Below are 20,747 nucleotides of genomic sequence, written 5' to 3'. Positions count from 1 at the left end.
GATGGATCAGAGTACTCTCCGCCACCGAATCACCGACCAGTTTTCTTACCGCGGCGAGCGAGCCGATATCTGGCGGGCGTTCGACCTCCTGTTCGATACTGACGAGTTCCTCAATCTCGGCTACTCGGAGTGGTACCAGCCACATATAGCCGGTTCGAGTCAACGTCGCCTCGTCACGGAAGTCGGCTCAAGGGTCGCGTCGCATCTACCCACAACCGACGGAGTGCGCCTCCTCGATGTCGGCTGCGGTCGGGGGGTCCAGCCCTCCACCTCGCCTATCAGTTCGGCTTCAACGTCACTGGTGTCGACCTCGTTCCGTACAACATCCAGATGGCAACCGAGAACGCACGGGGTAAGCACCTCGATTCCGAGTTCATCATCGGTGACGCGACACAACTCCCGTTTACCAGGGACTCGTTTACCGCGTGTACAGCCATCGACGCACTCGTATACCTCCCCGAGCGGAATCGCGTTTTCGCTACAGTCGCAGATACCCTCGAACCCGAGGGGGTTCTCGTAGTCTCCGATCTCGTGATGCAGTCAGACGTGACTGAAACGGAACGGAGATTGGTCGATTCATTTGCGGATGCGTGGGATATGCCGTCCTTGGGTACTGTTGAAGGATACAAAGCTGCTCTCGACGAGACGAGCTTTGAGCTCAAAGCGGTCGAAGATATCACGAAACACAGCGTCGGACGCTTCCGAAAGTGGACGACGCTGTACCTCCAGCTACTCACGAGCCCGCTCCGGGCTCTCATTGAACGACTGTTAGGAGCGTATGATCTCGATCCCCCAGCGATTACTGAGCAGGTACGGAAGGCTCACCACGCGCTGCCGTTCCTGCGACACGTTATCTTCGTTGCGGAACTAGAGACTACTTGACTGCTACTTGCACGGCGCAAGAAAGAATCGGATCGTCACGTCGACGCTTGAGCATCCACGAATTTGGATGGACCTGTGGGGTCTTCACTGCTCGTGATTGTCGTGTGGTGGATCGTGACCCATAGGTTTAGAATTGGTTCAGACTCCAGTATTTATATAGGACACAGATAGGAATCCGTTGGTATACTCGAACGATAGTTCGGGATTGTGAGGTACTAACCGTTGATTGTGGAGTCAGAAAAGCCAAACCGTGCAGCACGGCTCAAATCGCTATGTATCCCGACTTTGGATTGCTAAGAACAAATTGCTTGATTCAGGCCCTCGTACCATTGATGTGGGGTGAAACCGAATGGCAACTGATCCAGTCTGTGGAATGGACGTCGATGAAAGTGATCCGGCGGCCACAGCTGAGTACGACGGTCAGACGTACTACTTCTGTGCCGAGGGCTGCAAGGAGACGTTCACCTCGACACCGGAGGAGTACGTCTAACCGTCACACCCCACACCTGCGTCGTAGCTCCCCCACACCCACCCCCATTCCGCCTTTCGATGACCCAACCAGAACTTGACGACACGGATCGCGAAATCCTCCGTCTTTTAGCGGAGAACGCGAGACGACCCTACAGCACTATTGCTGAGGCTGTAAATCTTTCACCCCCGTCCGTTTCAGCACGCGTCCGTCAGTTGGAGCAAGAAGATGTCATTCGTCGATTCACCGTTGATCTCGACCTCACACAGTACGAAAACCGGATACACGTCATGGTACGCCTCCAGCCTGAGCTCGGAAAGACGGATTCTCTTCGAGAATCGATCCTCGAGACCCCAGCCGTAGAACACGTATTCACAACTGCGGTGGGCGAAATCGTAGCTGTTGCGACGCCGCCGCGGAATACAGTCGGAAACTGGGCGCAGCAATATCTACCACTGACTGACGTGCGGCGATACGACGTACAACTGCTGTCGAACGCTGCTCAATCAGCGTATGCCGAGGGGACTGAATCCGCACTCAAATGTGCAAATTGCGGAACCACTGTCGGTGAAGACGGACTAGCCACCCGTGTCGGTGGTTCACTCCAGCAGTTTTGCAGTGAGAACTGTGAAACAACGTATAGGGAACAGTATACAGAAAGTCAAGAGAAATCTGATGCTTAGAGTCTAGCATTAGCTGTATACTCAATTCCTGATTGCTTACGAGTTTGCTGCAAATAGTTTTGATTTGAAACAGTAATCGCAGTGAATTAGAAGCGTGTGTATACACCTATGGAAGCGTCCACAACCACCAAAGGAGAAGCTACAAGCAACAAGGTACTCGTCCGTGCTAATGAGATTGAAAAAACGTACGGATCGAGTTTTCCATTTACGCGGTCAGTGACCGTCCTCACCGATGCCGATCTCGAAATTCGGACGGGGGAAATCGTCGGGATCGTCGGCGCGAACGGGTCGGGCAAATCCACGCTCATGAACATCCTCGTCGGTGTCCTCGAACAGGATTCCGGAACAGTCGAACGGACGGGAACCGTTGGCTGGTGTCCACAGGAACCACTGCTTTACGACCGCTTGACGGTCGGAGAGACGTTCCGACTGTTCGGTTCCGGATACGGAATGACCGCCGAAGAAATCGACGAGGCCAAACACCGCTTGGCGTCGAAACTCGATTTCGAGCAGTACCTTGACTACCGAATCGACCAACTCAGTGGTGGAAACCGGCAGAAAATCAATCTCAGTATCGCCCTGATGCACGATCCGGACGTCCTCATGCTGGACGAGCCCTACACTGGATTCGACTGGGAAACGTATCTCACGTTCTGGGATCTCGCCGAGGAACTCGCTGCCGACGGAACAGCTGTCACGATGATTTCACACCTGATCGAAGAGCAAAGTCGTCTCGACCGCATCTATGAGGTTCGTGACGGACAGGTCTACGACGTGACTGACCAGGAAGGCGAGACTGATGCAACGGCCAGTGAACGGGGGGAAGAGACCGATGAATAGGGTTTGGACGGGGATTCGGGCGAACGTCTCCACCTTCCTCAGAACCCCCCTGAATGTTGTCCTAGCACTTCTCCTTCCGATTGTCGTTATCGAAGGCTGGGGACAAGCAATGGCTGGGTTACCAAGTATGCCGACGGTCGAGGCGATTCCGATCGAGCTCAGGTCGCCTTCTCGGAGCGATATTCGGGGTCGCCATCATTGCCGGCCTGATGGGACTCGCGCAGATGATTAGTGCGCGTGCAGCCGATCGGCGACTCGTTCAGACAGGCTATCCACCCCGAACACTGCTTGCGACTCGATTAGCGGCGCTCGGAGGAGTGACCGTTGTCGTGGCTGCCGTAAACTACGGCGTTCTCTGGCTGACGATTTCACCGGGAGCCCCTGTCCTGACGTTCGTATTCCTCGTACTTGCCGGCCTCGTCTATGCGTTTCTTGGCGCACTCGTCGGGGCGCTCCTTCCACGACTGTTCGAAGGCTCGCTCGTCGTGGTGTTCCTTGCAATGATGGATGCGTTCCTCAGTGGCGACAGTCCGCTGGCCGCCGACGTTCCCGAGTTCGTGGAATACTTCCCGCTCTATCATCCAAAGGAACTCCTTCAGGAGGCGATGTTCCAAGGCACATATACGACGGGTGATCTCGGCTTCGTCGCCGGATACCTCCTAGTCCTGCTTGTACTCGTCACCGCAGTGTTCGGAGTGACGATGCGCACCAGTGGTGGGTGGTCCGCATGAGTCGTACGACAACGGCGTTCACAATCGGCATCAAAGAACAGGCGCGAAACTACGTCCTCGTCGCTCTACTGGTCGTCCTACCGGTCTCGTTCATCACGTTGGCGTTCGCAGTCACCCAGGACGTCGAGATGCCGGTTCGGACGCTCGTCGACGGTGAGACGGTGACGGTCATGCGAGGGATGCCTGAGGTCCACGGCGTGATTATGACGCCGATTACGAGCGCCCTCATCGCCGGACTCGCCGGGTTGTTCCTGATGCGAGAAGCCAAAGACACGGACGGTCGTCTGGCAGTCGCCGGCTATCGTGCACGACAGGTAATCACTGCCCGGTTTGGGGTTCTCGCAGCAATTACTCTCATCGTCACCGGTGTCTCAGTTGGTGTGATGCTCGTCGATTTCCAGCCTGAGCATCTCTGGTGGTTCGTCGCAGCGATGCTCGTCGTCTCGGTCACGTATGGTCTCATCGGGATGCTCGTCGGGGCCGTTTTCGACCGCCTAGCCGGGATGTGGCTAATGCTGATTCTCCCGATGCTCGATATCGGACTCTTCCAGGATCCGCTGTTCATCCAGTCCGAGCCCGAATGGTGGATGAAACTACTCCCCGGCTATTGGCCCGTCCGTGTGATGGTCGATACCGGACTCACAACGGACGTAGATACGACTCTCTCATTGGTGTGGGCTACTGGATACCTCCTCCTCGTAGCTGTCCTCACAATCGGCGTCTACTACCGAATTACACAGGAGAAGTAAGATCAGGCCAGTAGACTACTTACTCCGGTAACTGTAGGGGAGAAGACCCAAACAGCACTATATCCAGCTTCGCTCAATTGGATAGTTTGACTCGGATTTCACTACGACCGTCTGATCGGGCAAACGGTTCGGTGGACTCTGGTTGCTGCTGTGTCCCTCGTTCTCTGGGCACCGATGAGTGCGGCTTACGTTCCGCGGAGAAGTGCCGCGGCGTAGGAACAGGTCTTCGAAGGACTCCTGAGCGAGGGACCTCAGGCGTGTAGAAATGGCGACGACACCGCGCCTTACCGAGATGGGTCTTCACTCCCAGTCTCCAACCGTTCACGACGCTTCTGGAACTCTTCTTCGTCGATCTCGCCTCGTGCGTAACGACGTTGGAGGGTTTCCATAGCGGAATCGTCACTCTCTGGAGGTGCATCGCCTCGACCCATTGCCCAGTAGAGGAAGCCGCCGACCAGCCCCAGCATCCCGAGTGCCCCGCCGACGAACGGCAGCCCACCGAACCATCCACCGTTCCGGCCGTGCATCATCCCTGGACCCATCATTCCGCCATCGGTACTCCCACTGCCGTCGACGTCCGAGCCGACGGCAACGGCGCCGTTCTGGACGATCGTTTCGCTGTCTGGGACCTCGCCGTCCGGGATCGGGCTGTCTTCAGCTGGACCGCCAGGGCTACCAACGACGATGCGACCGACCATGCCGACCGTCTTGTGAGGGATGCAGTAGTAGTCGTACGTTCCGGGCACCTCGAACGTGTGCTCGAAGCTCCCCTGCGAGATGGTCCCGCTGTCGAAGGCGGTGGCGTCGGCGGGAACGCGGTCCGGATAGGCCGTCGCCGAGTGAGCTCCGGCTGCTATCTCGAAGCGGACGGTCGTGCCAGGTTCGACGTGGAGCCCGATCGGGTCGAAGTAGTTGTTGCCCATCTTCACGACGGGCGTTTCCTGTGCGGCGACTGGTTGGGTGAATCCCGCACTCGCGACTGTGCCAGCACCGAGCGCTCCCAGGAACTGGCGTCTACTGTAGTCTGTCATTGTAGCTGGTTGGCTTCTGTTATCCACGGATGATGCTGGCGAGCCGGTTCGTGAGTCCGGGCGATTGCTGGCCGGCGCTCTCGATGGCAGCCTCCAATTCGTCCCGGTCGACGATGCCGATGAACTCGGCCGTCTGTTCCCCGTTTGCATACACGAGCGTCGTTGGCGTCTTTCGGACACCGTACTCCTCGGCCGTCTCCAGATCGGTCTGGATGTCGACCTCCCGGAACTCGACATCCGGATACGCATCTTCGATACCCTCGTTTTTCTCTCGCTGCGTTGCGCACGCTCCACAAGTCTCCTGTGTGAACAGGATAACTTCCGTCATAGTAGCTAGTATGGTCTTATGCTTTTAGCACACTTCTATTCACATCCGAAAGCTGTGAGGGTAACAGATTTCGGATTCCAAGGGGCCGGACGCGAGTAACGCCGGAGGTTGGTGGTCGGACCGTCACTCCGAGCGTTCGAGCTTGTTCCGACGCGCCTCGAACTCTTCCTCGGTGAAATCTCCGCGGGCGTATGCCATACGCAGCTCCTCCATTGCGGGATTCCGCGACGACTGCGATGCCGTCACGCGACGGAAGACGAGATATCCGCCACCGAGCAGGAGGAGGAGGAAGACCAGCTGGACGAGCATCCCGACGAGTGGCCACCAGCCGCTGGTCGTCCCGTATCCACCCATCATTCCACCGTATCCCATCATCCCGCCGAATCCCATCCCCATCGTGAGCAAGGGGAGGACGATGATCGCCCCGAGGATGAGGAGGACGATGGTTGTGGTGTCGAGTTGGTTTGATGATGTCATGGTTCAGATCTCGGTCGATGATTCGAGTTCGTCCGCGACGCTGGCGAGAACGCGTTCGAACCGGTCGTGGACCTCGTTCGCGATCGAGTCGAGTGCCTCGTTGTCGGCGATGCCGACGAGCTGTTGTGGGTCGACGGCACTCACCATGACCTCGCCGCCGTCGGTTTCGTAGACAATGACGTTACACGGGAGGAGTGCGCCGAGTTCGATCTCTTCGTTCAGGCCCTCGTGTGCCAGCCCCGGGTTGCACGCACCGAGGATGCAGTACTGTCGAAACTCCTCGCCGAGTTTCTCCTCGAGCGTCGCTTGGACGTCGATGTCACAGAGGACGCCGAATCCTTCGTCTTTGAGCGCCGCAATCGTCGTGTCGACGACGTCGTCGAACTCACCGGTGACTGAAGTCTGTATTGTGTATTCCATGAAGTATCATACCCCGTCTACGGGGTTAACGGTTGGGTGCCGCAACGGCGGCCGTTGGGAATATGATGTATCGGCTGGAACAGCAGCTGCTCCAGTCATCCGGTGCGTTCGAGCTGTTCTCGCCGCCGATCGAATTCGTCATCCGAGAGCTCTCCGCGGGCGTAGCGCTCACGGAGAACCGACAGCGACTGCTCTTCGTTCCCACCGGAGCCTCGATTGAGGAGCGCATAGACAATGTAGAGCGGAACGGCGATGAGGAGCCCCATCCAGAGGAACCCCCAGAGCCCCATCGCTCCACCGAAGAGGCCCCAGCCGCCCCCCATCATGCCGCCGCCGTAGCTCCCACTACCGTGGGCAACAGCCGGTCCAGTCGCCGCAACTAGCAGCGGGACGGCGAGGATCGCGAGTCGCCGAGCAGTGCGTCCGATGTGAGTGGTGAGTTGCGTCATTATCTTGCGTTGGTGAGTTGTGGTGTTCGATTGGAGCGATCGAAACGGCCAGAGCCGTCAGCAGTGGCCCTGCCCGTACATCCCGCCGTTGTAGCCGTCGTCAGCCCCGTCGTGGTATTCCCCGTCAGCCATGTCCTGGGCCATCTCGTCGACGGTCACACCCATGTGCGACTCCATCCACTCGACGCTACCCGGGCCCATGTGTTCGGTCATCTGTGCCTCCATCCAAGTGGCCCATTCATCTGCGGTGGCATTGTCCGTAGGCGCGTCGTCAGCGGTCGTTGCGTTGTCGTGTGCGCTGACTGCCGGTGCGGCGAACGCGAGTCCGACAATCGCGAGCGCCACGAGCAGCCACCGGCCGAGTTTGAAGTTGGTCATTGTCTCTCTCCTCGGTTACTCGTAGGCCTGCTCGGGAGTTATCGACATGGGTGTGAATCCATACAGGAGAACGTTCGAGAACGTCTATAACATCTTCTAACCGTTTTGCTCGAGGGAGACCGTTCATACCTACGGAATTCGAGAGGGAGAGCGCCCGATAGATAGCGACTATTTTCCCGGTTGTTGCTGCCGAAGGTCATCACTCGGATACACACGATAGGTCCGACCCTGTCGTTCCCGATACAGCAGACCTCGCTCCTCGAGTGAACTCACGGTCTGGCTTACTTTACTCTTCGAGAACTCAGATCGATCCCGAAGTTCAATCTGCGTGATTCCGGGGGAGTTCAGGACGGGTTCGAGGACGCGTCGTTCATCATCCGGTAAGAGATCGAGAACGCGTGCTTGGGGGTCCGATTCAGGATTGATAGACGTCGCCGGTGCAGCGTCATCATCCATCGACGTAGCTGTTGCCGCCGATGTCTGTGCAGGATCGACAGGCGCCGTTGTGTCGGCCACTTCTGGATCGGTGAGTTCTCCCCGGACCACGTAATAGACGCCACCGATAACGCCAGCAACCAGCAGGGTTCCAACCACGTACCAGAGGGGGTCTGGGCCGTGCATCGTTCCCATAGATGAACCCATCATTGACCCCATCGATTGCTCGATAGCCCGACGCTGTTGATAGGCCCGCCAACTGAGTACCCCGCCGGCCAGGAGAACGAACCCGAGAAGCACACCGACGACAGTATCTGCTCGACGGCGATTCATATGACAGCCCCGAGTTGCGGGATTTGACTATTCATACCGTCTATTTGAGCGCAGTAGGTGTGACAATTGCGGATTGAAACTGTGATGATGAACCCCATCACAGCGGATGAACCACAGTGCGATCATCAGTGGTCATGATCGTGATCGTGGCTCGATATTTGCGGGCTTTGATTAGTAAATTCCGTTGGTTCTTCTTCGAACGTACGCTTGCATTTCTTTGAGCAAAAATAGTACGTCGTCCCATCGTGGGACGCACTCGGGCCCTCATCGTCGGTTCGCATCCCGCACACCGGATCTCGATACTGACCTGGTGCGCCGAGTCCCCGCCGGTAGACATACAGAAGGAACCCGGAGAGCGCAAAGGCGATAATATTGAGGTAGAACGTGTAGTTGAGCTCGAAGTACGTCTGTTCAGTCGCCGTCTCGCCGCCCGCCAGATCTGGAACGATACCCAGCGCGTCGAACAGCAGCTCCATGAGGAAGCCGGTGAACGCCATCGTGACGAAGAAGACGCCGAGGATGTACAGCATCACCTTCCAGCCGTAGTACTTCCGGTAGACGTTCAGGACGGGCACGGTGATGAGGTCGGCGTAGACGAACGCGATGATCCCGGCGAAGCTGACGCCACCACCCCAGAGCGCGACGGCGAACGGGACGTTGCCCATACTGCCGACGAAACTGAGGACGGCGATGATGACGCCCATGACGGCGTTCTCGGCAGTCACGAGCAGGCCGTCGCCCTGAATGAACAGCGTGTTCCACACCCACTGCGGGACGAAGACGATGACGAACCCAGAAATAAGGAAGCCGGCGACGATGTCTTTCCAGATCATCGACCACTCCTTGCGGTACTGATTCCCGACCTTGTACCAGCCACCCCACGACAGCAACTCGTCACGCCACCCGCCGCTACTCGACGTCTCCTGGCGATAGGTCTCCATACAGCCCTCCGAGCAGAATTTGAGCGTCTCACCGCCGTCGGTCGTGAGCGTGTACTCGTCTTTCCCCTCCATCCCGCAGGTGGGATCTTCCGTGACGCCCGCCTGGCGGTCGCGCTCGTTGAGCTTCTCGCGGACTTCGTTAAACAGGTTTTCGGGAAGCGTGAGGTGGACGATGGCGGCCATGACGGCGATGAGAATCAGGCCGCCGAGCAGTTCCGCGACGAGGAACTCCCAGCCAAGCAGGATGAGAATCATCAGCCCTAGTTCGACGATGAGGTTCGTCGACGCGAACATGAACGCGAGGAAGTTCACCGCGTGCGCCCCCTTCTTGAACAGGCCCTTCCCGATGGCGACGGCGCCGAAACTACAGCCACTGCTTGCTGCTCCGAACACAGTCGCCTTGGTAAGTCCAGTTAGATCGCCCTCACCCAGCACCTGTGCCATCCGCTCCTTCGAGACGTAGACCTGGACGAGACTCGTAATCGTGAGGCCCATGATGATCGCCCACGCCGCCGTCCAGAGAAATCCGACACCGATACGAAGGGATTCAAGAACTCCGTCGATTATCGTCGCCTGCATAGGTGTATCATTGTAGGGATCATCTATTGCGGTTTTGGTTAGAATATACTGCCTATGAGGGTATCAGTACTATGGCATCGTAACCGTCGGCCATAGATGATCTATCGTGAAGAGGGGAAAACATTGCAAACCTCCACAAGCTCCACGGAATCCGACTTCAGATTCAAAAGGGGAATCTGATTAAATCACGCCGACGTATTAGAGGCTAATGGGACCAGTAGAGACCGATGATATCCCAAATGAGGGGAACACCACCTGGAAGAACAGCCTTCGCCGGCCTGCTCGGTTGTCCAGTACGGTAACTGTCACATCCACTTCCTAATTTACGATGGCTGTCGATCTGGCAATCCATGATGCACTCGTTCTCACAGCCGACGAGCGGAACCGCCTGTACGAGCGCGGCACAGTATGCATCACCGATGGCTGTATCGAAGAAGTCCGACCATCACGTGCAGGAGACGGAGAATTAGAAGCATCCACCGTTATCGACGGGAACGGGAAACTGGTGATGCCGGGGTTGGTGAACGCCCACACGCACCTGGAGATGACACCGCTCATCGGTGCGTTTAGCGAACTCGAGCTGACGGAGATGCTCGGGAGTGGGACGGCCTTGTTTAACAGGACTAGGGAACGGCGAATTCGAGTACCTCGTCGAGGCAGGCGTCGAGCTCGCAGCGCTCAATTTCCTCCTGGGCGGTGTCACGACCGTGAACTCCATGGACGCACGGCCTGCCGCAGGTGCGGAGACGTTCGGGGAAGCAGGGCTCCGCGGATTTTTCGGCCCGGCGATCTCGGACCTCTTCTGGGACCAACCAGTCGATCAGCAGTTCGCCCGTGCTCGCGAGTTCGTCGAAACGTACCACGACACGTACGACGGCCGAATCAGGGCGACGATCTGCCCGCACGACGACTGGTCGTGTACCCGGCAGCTGTGGGAACGGACCGCATCCCTCGCCGCAGAGTATCCGGACCTGCTCGTCCACACGCACTTGCTCGAACTCGAGGAGAGTAACACGATGGCACGAGCGAACGGTGGCGAGGACTCGGTAGGATTGCTCGACGACGTTGGACTCCTGGACGACCGACTGGTCGCTGCTCACTTCCGCCTCGGCGACGAAGAGGACATCCAGGGAACCGCCGAGGCGGACGCGGCTGTTGCGCACTGCCCGTCCGTCTTCTGTACTGGAATCCGGACGGGGAGACGCAGTGGACGCCCGTTCCCGAGCTTCGAGCCGCCGGCGTCGACGTCGGAGTAGGGATTGACGACCACTACTGGCACGACTCGTACAGCATGTTCGGTGAAGCGCGGCAAGCTCGGCTGGCGGCAAATCTCAAGCGTTCAGCCGGGCAGTTCGACTCGATGGAACTGATACGAATGCTCACTATCGAGGGCGCACGCGCGCTGGGGATGGGCGACGAGATCGGCAGTATCGAAGCGGGAAAGCGCGCGGATATTATCCTCCTCGACGTCGACAAACCGAAGTTCACGCCACTGACCAACGTTCCCGCACACGTCGTGAACAACGCGGTCCCGGCCGACGTCGAGACAGTGATCGTTGACGGCGACGTCGTCCTCCGGAATGGTGTGCCCGAGACAATGGACTCGGACGACGTGCGACAGCGAGTAAATCAGGCTGTCGAACGCTTCATGGACGAGACAGACTGGGAGTTAGACATTGGTGGTAGTGAACCGCCGACCAGCATCGAGACTGTACGGGACCTCCCAAAGCGTGGCCCTGCGCGACTCCTGACTCGCCTCGCGATGCAATCCGCGCGTGATCGGTTCTCCTTCTAAGACCCTGCCAGCGTAGGGGTGGTTCCCCTCAGGAATTTCTGTGGGCGCGAACGAACGCACGTCGCAGGACGGTCAGAAGAACGTACGTCTCGTACTTCTGGGTCTGGCAGTGCTCGCAGGGCTGCATATCCTCGACGATCTCCTCAATAGCGTCGTCGTACTCGTCGGTGAGCGTAGTGAGCGCGTCCGTGATCTGGGGCTGGGCAGCGTCGATCATCTCCTCGACGGCGGCGTCGGCCGAATCTGGTAGTGAGTACGAGAGGACGATCGTGTTCGCGTGGTAGTACTTCGTCGTCCCACCACGCCCCTCCTCGAAGCGAACGACGTCGACGAGGCCCGCATCCCGGAGCTCGTTGATGTGATGGCGGACCGTGTTCTCCGTCCGGTCGATGCCGCGATCGTCGAGGCGTTCGTGGACCTCGGTCGCAGTTAGGGCTTCCTCGGACAGAATGTCGAGGACCATCGCCCGCATCGGCTCGTCGATGGCGTCCGAAATCCGAGTGTCTCGCACCGCGATGTCGTCGAGACGGTGGTCGGTATCGGAATCACTCATACGAGGACTGAGCGCGAGCACGCGGGAAAAGGTAGCGGGGCAGGAGTCGGGTAGGTGTCTGTCGAGGTATCCAGTACAGGATGGACCCGCGATAGCGAAAGCCCTAGACGACCCGTTTGACTGTTCCAACGACTCGTATCCGAATTCAAACATATCATATAAAAAATACTTATTGAGGTACGGGCACTATCTCAAACTGTAATGAGCGACACAACCCAATTCCGCGTCCTCAACTTCGAACTGCCCGACCTGCGCGAGTACCGTCGAACGCGCCTGTCGAACGTCGACGGCGTCCAGCACGTCGAAGTCCACTACGCGACCGGCCGCGTCGAGATCGAGTACGACGACAGCGTCGCTGACCCCGACGCCTTCGCAGAGACCATCGAAAACCAGGGGTACACTCCCCAGCCCGCCTAACACTATGAACAAACAATCGATCACGCAGTACTACCGGAACCACCGGAAGGCCATCGTCACGGCGACAAGCGGCCTGCTGTACGGCGGTGGCTGGAGTCTCGGCTACCTCACGAGTTTCGAGATGGCAAGCGCCGCCATCCTCGTCCTCGCGACGGTCGTGGGTGGCTACGACATCGCCAAGACCGCTTACCACGAGGTCACCAACCGGACGCTCGGCATCAAGACGCTGGTGACGCTGGCCGCCATCGGTGCTATCGTCATCGGGGAGTACTGGGAAGCCGCCGCCGTCGTCTTCCTGTTCAGCCTTGGCAGCTACCTCGAAGGCCGGACGATGCGGAAGACCCGGACGGCACTTCAGGAGCTACTGGAGATGACGCCCGACACGGCGACCGTCCGTCGCGACGGGACACTCCAAAAGGTCTCCGCCCGCGATGTCGAAGAGGGCGAAGTCGTCGTCGTAAAGCCGGGCGGGAAGATCCCGGTCGACGGAACCGTCGTCGACGGCGAGAGCGCAGTCAACCAGGCGCCGGTCACCGGCGAGAGCGCGCCCGTCCACAAGGCCGACAGCGACGAGGTGTACGCCGGGACGGTCAACCAGGAGGGCGCTCGAAATCCGGACGACGGGAGCGGGATCGGATACGACTCTCGAACGGATCATCCGTCGCGTCGAGGAGGCCCAGGAGGCTCGAGTCGCCACGGAGAGTCTCATCGACCGGTTCGCGAAGTACTACACGCCGGCCGTCATTGCCCTGGCTATCGGCGCGTACGCGGTCACGCAGAACGCGATCCTGTCGCTGACGCTGCTGGTCATCGGCTGTCCGGGCGCGCTGGTCATCGGGCCACCGGTCAGCATCGTCTCGGCCATCGGTAACGCCGCCCGGTCGGGCGTGCTGATGAAGGGCGGCGAACACCTCGAACGCGCCGGCAAGATCGATCTCGTCGCCTTCGACAAGACGGGGACGCTCACGAAGGGCGAGACCACCGTCTCCGGTATCGAGGGGTTCGGCGTCGCCGCCGCCGACGTCCTCTCGCTCGCAGCGACCGCCGAGAAGAAGAGCGAACACCACCTCGCGGACGCCATCGTCGACATGGCCCGCGAACGCCAGACGGCTGCGACGGACGGTGGAGCGACGGTCGCCCAAGCGGACGATACGGACGTGGGGCGCAGGTCGGTCCCCGATCCCGACGACTTCGACGTGGTCGCCGGCAAGGGCGTCATCGCCCATGCCGATGGCCAGGAAGTCGTCGTCGGCAACCGCGCGCTGCTGGACGACCGCGACGTCGATGTCCCCGATCGGGTCGCCGACTACGTCCGCGAGCGTGAGGGGCGCGGCGAGACAGTCGTCCACGTCGTTCGGGACGGGGACATCATCGGCGCGATTGCGATGCGGGACGAGCTCCGGGAGGCCGCTCCTGGGGTCGTCGCGGCGCTCCAAGACGCTGGCATCGAGACGGTGATGCTCACCGGCGACAACGATCGGACGGCCGCTGCCGTTGCCGAGGAGGTCGGTATCGACGAGTACCGTGCCGAACTCCTCCCCGAGGACAAGCAGTCCGTCATCGAGGGCTACCAGGCCGACGGCCACGTCGTCGCGATGGTCGGCGACGGCATCAACGACGCGCCATCGCTGGCCACTGCCGATGTCGGCATCGCGATGGGTGCTGCGGGAACGGACACCGCTATCGAAACGGCTGACATGGCGTTGATGGCCGACGACCTCGAACGCATCCCGTACGCGGTCAAACTCAGCAAGGCGACGCGCTGGAACGTCCTCGAGAACGTCGGGCTCGCGGTGCTGACCGTGACCGTCCTCCTCGCGGGCGTGCTCACCAGCTACGTCACCCTCGCGTCGGGAATGCTGGTCCACGAGGCCAGCGTCCTCCTCGTCATCCTCAACGGGATGCGACTGCTCCGCTACTGACCACGAGACACGATCACAACCACAACTCATGACATCGAATTCGACTGCGACTGACACGACCCAGACGAGAACCAATTGGCAGGTCGACTACGACGCCGACCCGATCGAAATCCGCGACCCCGTCGCGGAGGCCCTCGGCGTCCTCGAACCGGGCGAGCCGTTCGTCGTCACCTACCGGGACGCGGTGAAAGAAGCCGGACACTCCTGTCCGACAGCCTCGGGTGCCTATCGGATCGTCCAGCTCGGGCTCGACGCCCTGTATCCCGACGACTATCCAGTCCGGAGCGAAATCGAGGTCCAGACGGCCGGCCCGCAGGACGATGCCGCGTACGGCGTGATGAGCCGCATCATCTCGTACGTGACTGGCGCGACCGGCGATGACGGATTCAGCGGGCTCGCCGGCGGCTATGGCGGCCGCCGCGACCTCCTGCGCTTCGACGCGTTCGACCCGGACACGGCGGACCCGACGTTCCGGTTCCGGCGAACCGACACGGACGAGACCGTCGAAGTGGCCTACCACGTCAGCGATGTTCCTGGCGGTGGACCCGCGATCGGGAACCTCCAGGGGATTCTCGACGGATCGGCAAGCGACCAGCAACGGGAGGCCTTTGCTGACGCCTGGCACCGCCGGGTACAGGTCGTCCTCAGCGACGACTCGCTGTTTACCGTCGAAGCAGTGTGAACGCGACGGTCTCCCCCCACACTCGAAATAAGTTACTGCGGTACACTATCGATCTTCTCGAGCGCCTCAGTTGCAACGTCCCTAGCTCGCCTGCCTCAATATGCGAATAGCGCTCACGAACCATCTCCTCAGAGTTGTCTAAGTACCGAGCAGCGACAGTGTACCCAAACGCGCGGACAAGCACCTCACCCATCCCTCGGCGACCACCGTGCGGGGCAAGATAATCGTGTTTCGGATGGTCGATGTCAATCTCTGCGGCCTCTGAGAGCCGTTGAAGATTCGATCGTGCGCCATCCGTCGTGATCGACGGCGGCCGGATATCCCCCTCAAGTGTCAAGAGAAGGTCGCGAGCGTACTTTTCACGACGCTCGGTAATCGATTCTGGGCGTTCCCCTCGTTCGGCTAGTTCTTCCTGGACGAGCTCTGCGAGCGTCCGTTGGTCGAATGTCGGAAACACCGGCCAGCGCTCCGTCGGCGGGTCCATCAGCTGGCGATAGCTTCGCAGCGGAGAGATTACCGGGTCGGGGAGACTGGCGGCGTCCCACTGCTGTTTCTTCCGGTAGACGTCCATACTCCCGTCGTCGAGCGAGAGGTCCTCCCAGCGGACGCCGCGCCGACGCGGGTCGTTCGGATCCCGTAGGAGTTCCCCGACCCGAACGGCGGTGTACGCGAGAACGAACACCAGAGCTCGGTCACGAGCCGCCTTCAGCGCCGCGTAGCGTCCTCGCTGCTTGTCGAGGGGGTCAGTTTCCTCCGGGAGTGTCGTGTACACCTCGACGGCGTCGCGGGCCCGTTCGTCGACGTGGCGCTGTTCGGACGTCCAGCTGCTGGTCGCCGGGCTTGCGGCCGTCGTCCTCCGGCAGTGGCGCCATCGCACTCGCCCGCTGCGCGTAATGCGCCTCGAGATAGCCCTCGTTGACGCACCAGCCACACCACCAATAGTTGAGACTGGCAGTCTCAATGCATACGAAATGAGATTCATGGGAATCTTGTCTGCATTAACTGATCAATCTGGATGCGTATTACCCAAGTGAGGTTTTGTCTTTTCGGCATGGGTTCATATTGGGAGCATGAATAAGAGCCTATGAAGCGCCGTCACTATCTTGGAATCTTATCAACTGTCTCAACAGGGATAACAGCAGGCTGCTTAGGTGGAAGTGGGTCCGAAGAGCCAGCCTGTTCCAATGGAAATAGCTGGTCTCCGAATGTCAGAGCGGATATTTTGACCCTTTCACCCGGGGATTCGGATGAGATCGATATTCATATTGATAGCCTCTCCAGGTTCCAATTGTTCGGACATTTAGTGCATGATTCACCCGCTATCGACTTGAGTTTTGACGAAGAGATGGTTTCTCCTGCACCTGATCGTGCATTAGATTCCTCACCACCCGTATGGAAGTGGGAAGAGTGTACCAGCGTCGATATTACTCTCCCAGTTTCTGCCTCTTCCGATGCACCATCAGGCGACTATGAATGGGGCTTCAGTATTTCCGAAGAATTCGGAAACCCTCATTCAAATGATTTCTACTACACAATTACTGTAGATTGAAATTAGACTTGCTACAGTGGAGAGATATACATCACCTGTACTGACCGAAGTTACTCACCACAGCGAGGCGGATTCTCATTAGCGGATTTGGAGTGAAACAGCCGTTCAGTGAGTGTGCGTACTGGACAGGTGGCGTGTAGTCGCCGACAGAAAACTTATCACCGGAAACGAATTTTACCGAACTACTGTGCCCTCCCGGCGAACGGTACTCCAGACAGGACTCGTCACGTGCAGCACGTATCTCGCGGGCTGTACCGCCCCAACCACGGACAACAATACCAGGACTCCCGCTTCATATACCGACTCCGGAACCTTTGGCGAAACTCCAGATGGACCGAAGTCGTATCCTGACCGCCCCGACAGCCTGAGCCCTGAAACCATCTCTTCGTACGTTCGAGAGTTCGAATATGCAAGAGTGTACAACTCGCTCCACGAATCCAATGCAGAGACCGTCTCAGTCGGATGTACGGGTGTGTACGATACTGCCGCTCATGGCGGTCACTACGCCCTTGCAGCGTGTGGTGGGTACGCTAATTACGCCGATGGGGCCCACGCCGACCACGGACAACGCCCGGCGGTCTACTTCGTCGGCGACGGGCTGACCGTTCGAGTTGAACGCCTCGACAATCGACACCGGAAGTACAAAGATGTGTTTTCAGCCGAGGAACCGGATGAGAATGTCGAACAACCCGGTGAGGGCTCATCGGCAGGCTATCGAGTGTATAATATGGATACACAAACTCATGAACTATCGGTGACCGTGGATTTTCTCGGCGGACTCACTCCTGCTGAGGCATTTTCCACTGAATACACTCTCGCCCCTACTTCGGGTATCTTGCAGGATAGTGTTACATACCGACGGGGTGAGTATCGCATTACTGCTGAGCTTGCGAACGGATCCAGTACAGCAACGCGATGGACAGTCACGAAGGACGAAAACTATGGTTGGGGCGAGACATCGATTATCGTCGACCCTGCAGGTGGACTCACGATTCGCAAGCCGCCGTTTGACAAGGTACGTTGACGAGATTGGACACCGATTGTTCCGATGGTCTAGCCCAGGTACCGAGGATACGAAGCGAACGGTGGTAACAATCTCGCGTCGTGTACTGATGCTCGTTCCTGTTTTCTAAGTGAGTTCAAGGCGCGTATCGAACAAAATTGGACTCAGGCAGCGGATATACCGAATATCTCTATTTTCTACGGTTCTGATCCATTCTCCTACGTTCAGATTAGGAATATATGCTCGTTTTGACTACAAAAGGAACGTACTTGGAGAAGTTGCGTGGATCATATCCCGAGCAGGAGGCCAACGGTGCCATAACGGATATAAATTCTTGCACGGAAGATGCGCTTGCAACCTCAGCTGACGTATTAGGAATTAGAAAACACACTTTATTCATTCCAGACAGGCTACAAAATGGGTACACCAGCAGGATTTCGATTCAGCGGCCGGGCTCTCATTATAATTGGAGTAGCAGCACTCGTCATATCTGGCCTACTCCTTTTCGTTGCCCCCGATACGGGAACCCAAGTTCTCGTCACGGAGGTGGATGAATCGGATGTCTCTCCCGATGACGAAGTGCTCAGGTACAGTAACCTTTCAGAGGGGAGCCAAGAGTTGTTCGACCAAGGACTTCGTGCTGATGAATTTATCCGGGTGTATCAGTCACCGCCAGATTTCGAGTATCCAACTGGAGACACATCGGCCACTGCCCTTGTGGAAAAAAACGGGACGGTATACAGTATAATCACCGCCTCAAGATGCAAGATCTGTGGCCTCGTGGATGCACTCGGCTACGGGGCTGGGCTCGCTGGGATAGTCCTATTAGCGCTCGGAGTGTATCGCCTGGTGAATGAGGAAGCCGACCCAACGGCTGACAATCGGTAGTGTATCCTTTTGACGCTTTAGTTTCAACCCGGAAATAGGTCTCGGCCACGGCCAACCTATGACATTTGTGGCCTTTGAGTTACAATCACTGTACTGACCGAAGTTACTCACCACAGCGAGGGGGGAATTCTCTTTAGCGGATTTGGAGTGAAACAGCCGTTCAGTGGGTGTGCGGATTGATTTGCATGTCAAACAGACAAAAGACGTGACGCTAGTCACTCTTCGATACTGAATTCAATCTCAGTCTCGTTTATCGAGACGATGATGTTCGATCCCATCCGGAGATCGTATTCTTCGATATTGAATGGATACTCCTGTTCACGTCCATCACCGAGGGAAATTGTGAGCGTATAGTCGCCAGTCTCTGTGATGCCTGGATACACATTTTTCCTGTTACTGGGATTGACCGCTGTTTCGCCTTCAAACACGGTTGAATCGCCTCTTACGACTGATACCGCCACTGTGGCTTGTTCCGGACTCTCATTATCGAGCACGACGAAGATGTCTTCTGCAACATCCGGGTCAGTCTCTGCGGAACAGCCAGCAAATGGAATCAGTAAGACCGAGAGCGACAACAGTGATCGTCGCTTCATCAACTGACGAGTGACCCGTCATCAGTAAATGTCTTGTCTGTACTGACCAGTTAGATGGATTCTTGAGCGTATTGTAGCCGACATTTCGCAGTGGTTATGAACTGCGAATCTCGACGCGCTGCTTTTCTCGAACCGCATTGCAATAAGACACTGCGTGGCCAGCATATGATTCGACACGACTCCAGAGCTGGAGTCCGAGTGGCAGTTTTGAATGAGATCGACGGGCAAATTGCAGCTAAACTCTCAAAGGGACACTCTACCGATACTCAGCCCTCTGTAGCGTCTGTTTCCCCGTTCCTGCGGCGGTACACCCCGCCCAGCAATAGGATGATCCCCGCGAGTCCGACCACGATGCCGACTGCATCCGCGAGAAGAACTGCCATGTAATTACTGAACCCAGTGCCTACACTGTATATCGTCCCGTTTTTCTCGACATAGGTATAGTCCATCTCGTCATCTGGATAGTTGAAATCTGGTGGTAATTGATGCACTCTGGTATATCCATTAGTACGGAGTCCTTGGTCGAACACGTCCTGGCCCCCTTCTGAGAGGTTATTGTACCTGAGTACCTCATCATCGGGAGATACCTGCGATTCATTGGCCGCTACAACGCGGACATCGCTCGACCTATCCACACCACCAATGAGTAGACCCGATATGATTAACGATACGACTGCAAACATAATGAGAGCGCGGCCACTGAATTGAAACCCTGCTGGTGTACCCATTTTATAGAATATCTGAAATCCGTCAGGAGAGATCTTTAGTGTCTTAACCCATCAGTCGTCTTATCGATTTCATGTCGCGTGCACTTTGGTATATTCTTTGTGGGGCCGGTGGTGGCACTGTTTAGCGACGGATATCATGCATTTCAGAGTGCGTGTTGGCCATAATCAATTTCGTACTGGTTTCAAAAATACGGGCTCAGTGTGTCTCCGAATGTAACTACCAGAAAACAGATACGTACAGAGAGAAGTCGCTTGAAGTATGAATATACGCCCGCTTCTTGCGGTCTTTCTCGTTATCAGTGCCGGCATAGTCGCTTCGGTGTTCTTGTTTCCCACTCTCTCGCACCTCAGTGGTCCGCCTGACGTAACGATATCTGACACGCCAGCGATTGATCCATCTGTTCCGGCCCCATACCAAGGAACAAAAGCTGAACCCACGACCGTTATCCAAGTTGATGGAGCCGGTGAAACGTTGCCAATTCAGATCTGGAATGATAGCCCGAGGAACCGAACCGTCTCTGTTGAATTGATTCATAACGAGAGTCACTCATCACTCGTAAGCCGAGAGAAACACTTCCGCCGAACGGGACACTTCGGCTTGAAATTCGGTCTCCGGGCTACCTTCTCAAAGTGACCGACGATTCAACACAGACAACTGGAACGTACCCAGTAACGACTGATCATTTCGACTGTAATTCCCGGTTTGCAGAAGTCCGTATTGATGACAACGGAAACATTGATTCCCAGACCGTTTCCACAGCTATGGGCTGCTAATACTGCTCACTATACTGACCGTAGCTCTTCACTACATTTATGCGGGTTATTATTAGCGGATTTTAAGTGAAACAGCCGTTCAGTAGGTGTGCGAACGTACCGCCGAATGTTCTACCAA

General features: G+C 57.5%; 21 protein-coding genes and 4 pseudogenes. 13 read left to right on the top strand and 12 right to left on the bottom strand.

Translation table 11 applies throughout. The annotated features are described in order from the left end of the window. The first annotated feature begins 129 nt into the window (after window positions 1-129). The 6 genes from ACODNH_RS02830 (at window position 130) to ACODNH_RS02805 (ending at window position 4,354) form a co-directional block, all read left to right on the top strand. Window positions 130-882: a class I SAM-dependent methyltransferase gene (locus ACODNH_RS02830; protein WP_244621435.1), complete on the top strand. Its 753-nt coding sequence runs from the start codon at window positions 130-132 to the stop codon at window positions 880-882. 349 nt (window positions 883-1,231) lie between these two features. Continuing rightward, on the top strand, window positions 1,232-1,372 hold the full coding sequence (locus ACODNH_RS02825) for a YHS domain-containing protein (RefSeq protein WP_011222411.1): 141 nt from the start codon (window positions 1,232-1,234) through the stop codon (window positions 1,370-1,372). A 59-nt stretch (window positions 1,373-1,431) separates the two neighbouring features. Then, a complete protein-coding gene (locus ACODNH_RS02820; protein ID WP_434530308.1) occupies window positions 1,432-2,034 on the top strand; it encodes an AsnC family transcriptional regulator in 603 nt (200 codons plus the stop codon). 216 nt (window positions 2,035-2,250) lie between these two features. Next, entirely contained in the window at window positions 2,251-2,874 is a 624-nt protein-coding gene (locus ACODNH_RS02815) for an ABC transporter ATP-binding protein (RefSeq protein WP_004594610.1), read from the top strand. 209 nt (window positions 2,875-3,083) lie between these two features. Next, a complete protein-coding gene (locus tag ACODNH_RS02810; protein WP_244515092.1) occupies window positions 3,084-3,605 on the top strand; it encodes an ABC transporter permease in 522 nt (173 codons plus the stop codon). Then, window positions 3,602-4,354 carry an ABC transporter permease gene (locus ACODNH_RS02805; RefSeq protein WP_004594612.1) on the top strand — a complete coding sequence of 251 codons (753 nt, stop codon included), beginning with the start codon at window positions 3,602-3,604 and terminating at the stop codon, window positions 4,352-4,354. Before ACODNH_RS02810 ends, ACODNH_RS02805 begins: the two co-directional genes overlap by 4 nt. A 284-nt stretch (window positions 4,355-4,638) precedes the next feature. Here ACODNH_RS02805 and ACODNH_RS02800 read toward each other — a convergent pair whose 3' ends face one another. The 8 genes from ACODNH_RS02800 to ACODNH_RS02765 all read right to left on the bottom strand — a co-directional run bounded on the left by ACODNH_RS02800 (window position 4,639) and on the right by ACODNH_RS02765 (window position 9,725). Then, entirely contained in the window at window positions 4,639-5,385 is a 747-nt protein-coding gene (locus ACODNH_RS02800; RefSeq protein WP_004594613.1) for a plastocyanin/azurin family copper-binding protein, read from the bottom strand. Between the two features lie 19 nt (window positions 5,386-5,404). After that, a complete protein-coding gene (locus tag ACODNH_RS02795; protein ID WP_004594614.1) occupies window positions 5,405-5,713 on the bottom strand; it encodes a thioredoxin family protein in 309 nt (102 codons plus the stop codon). A 123-nt stretch (window positions 5,714-5,836) separates the two neighbouring features. Then, window positions 5,837-6,190 carry an SHOCT domain-containing protein gene (locus ACODNH_RS02790; RefSeq protein ID WP_434530307.1) on the bottom strand — a complete coding sequence of 118 codons (354 nt, stop codon included), beginning with the start codon at window positions 6,188-6,190 and terminating at the stop codon, window positions 5,837-5,839. Between the two features lie 3 nt (window positions 6,191-6,193). Beyond that, window positions 6,194-6,610, bottom strand: a complete 417-nt coding sequence (locus ACODNH_RS02785) for a DUF302 domain-containing protein (RefSeq protein WP_004594616.1) — start codon at window positions 6,608-6,610, stop codon at window positions 6,194-6,196. A gap of 95 nt (window positions 6,611-6,705) precedes the next feature. Continuing rightward, entirely contained in the window at window positions 6,706-7,059 is a 354-nt protein-coding gene (locus ACODNH_RS02780) for an SHOCT domain-containing protein (RefSeq protein WP_004594617.1), read from the bottom strand. Window positions 7,060-7,116: 57 nt separating this feature from the next. Next, window positions 7,117-7,437, bottom strand: coding sequence for a hypothetical protein (locus ACODNH_RS02775; RefSeq protein ID WP_004594618.1), 321 nt, complete (start codon window positions 7,435-7,437; stop codon window positions 7,117-7,119). A gap of 168 nt (window positions 7,438-7,605) precedes the next feature. Beyond that, complete coding sequence (locus ACODNH_RS02770; RefSeq protein ID WP_011222408.1) at window positions 7,606-8,205, bottom strand: helix-turn-helix transcriptional regulator; 600 nt, start codon at window positions 8,203-8,205, stop codon at window positions 7,606-7,608. 125 nt (window positions 8,206-8,330) lie between these two features. Beyond that, complete coding sequence (locus ACODNH_RS02765) at window positions 8,331-9,725, bottom strand: permease (RefSeq protein ID WP_004594620.1); 1,395 nt, start codon at window positions 9,723-9,725, stop codon at window positions 8,331-8,333. Window positions 9,726-10,053: 328 nt separating this feature from the next. On the opposite strand from ACODNH_RS02765, the pseudogene ACODNH_RS02760 reads away from it, so the two are divergent. Beyond that, window positions 10,054-11,520 (top strand): annotated as a pseudogene (locus ACODNH_RS02760) (amidohydrolase family protein). Between the two features lie 28 nt (window positions 11,521-11,548). Here ACODNH_RS02760 and ACODNH_RS02755 read toward each other — a convergent pair. Beyond that, window positions 11,549-12,073 (bottom strand): ArsR/SmtB family transcription factor, encoded by a 525-nt coding sequence (locus ACODNH_RS02755; protein WP_004048660.1) that lies wholly within the window; start codon window positions 12,071-12,073, stop codon window positions 11,549-11,551. Between the two features lie 201 nt (window positions 12,074-12,274). Here ACODNH_RS02755 and ACODNH_RS02750 point away from each other — a divergent pair. From ACODNH_RS02750 to ACODNH_RS02740, 3 genes and pseudogenes are all read left to right on the top strand, one after another. After that, a pseudogene (locus ACODNH_RS02750) lies at window positions 12,275-12,490 on the top strand (heavy-metal-associated domain-containing protein). A 4-nt stretch (window positions 12,491-12,494) separates the two neighbouring features. After that, window positions 12,495-14,412, top strand: a pseudogene (locus tag ACODNH_RS02745) (heavy metal translocating P-type ATPase). A gap of 28 nt (window positions 14,413-14,440) precedes the next feature. Further along, a complete protein-coding gene (locus ACODNH_RS02740) occupies window positions 14,441-15,094 on the top strand; it encodes a hypothetical protein (protein WP_434530306.1) in 654 nt (217 codons plus the stop codon). A 32-nt stretch (window positions 15,095-15,126) separates the two neighbouring features. On the opposite strand, the pseudogene ACODNH_RS02735 reads toward ACODNH_RS02740, so the two are convergent. Further along, window positions 15,127-16,029, bottom strand: a pseudogene (locus ACODNH_RS02735) (site-specific integrase); the annotation flags it as partial. Between the two features lie 149 nt (window positions 16,030-16,178). Between ACODNH_RS02735 and ACODNH_RS02730 the strand changes: the two are divergent. The 3 genes from ACODNH_RS02730 (at window position 16,179) to ACODNH_RS02720 (ending at window position 18,534) form a co-directional block, all read left to right on the top strand. Then, window positions 16,179-16,643, top strand: a complete 465-nt coding sequence (locus ACODNH_RS02730) for a hypothetical protein (protein WP_434530305.1) — start codon at window positions 16,179-16,181, stop codon at window positions 16,641-16,643. A 472-nt stretch (window positions 16,644-17,115) separates the two neighbouring features. Then, window positions 17,116-17,667 carry a hypothetical protein gene (locus ACODNH_RS02725; RefSeq protein WP_434530304.1) on the top strand — a complete coding sequence of 184 codons (552 nt, stop codon included), beginning with the start codon at window positions 17,116-17,118 and terminating at the stop codon, window positions 17,665-17,667. 396 nt (window positions 17,668-18,063) lie between these two features. After that, window positions 18,064-18,534, top strand: a complete 471-nt coding sequence (locus tag ACODNH_RS02720; protein WP_434530303.1) for a hypothetical protein — start codon at window positions 18,064-18,066, stop codon at window positions 18,532-18,534. Window positions 18,535-18,749: 215 nt separating this feature from the next. Here ACODNH_RS02720 and ACODNH_RS02715 read toward each other — a convergent pair whose 3' ends face one another. Together ACODNH_RS02715 and ACODNH_RS02710 are read right to left on the bottom strand one after the other, a co-directional pair. After that, window positions 18,750-19,109: a hypothetical protein gene (locus ACODNH_RS02715; protein WP_434530302.1), complete on the bottom strand. Its 360-nt coding sequence runs from the start codon at window positions 19,107-19,109 to the stop codon at window positions 18,750-18,752. Window positions 19,110-19,393: 284 nt separating this feature from the next. Further along, entirely contained in the window at window positions 19,394-19,762 is a 369-nt protein-coding gene (locus ACODNH_RS02710; RefSeq protein WP_434530301.1) for a hypothetical protein, read from the bottom strand. Window positions 19,763-20,747: the final 985 nt, after the last annotated feature.

Origin of the sequence: Haloarcula sp. NS06 (assembly GCF_051122755.1) — an archaeon.
GTDB lineage: Archaea > Halobacteriota > Halobacteria > Halobacteriales > Haloarculaceae > Haloarcula.
This window is presented reverse-complemented; position numbering and strand designations above follow the sequence as displayed.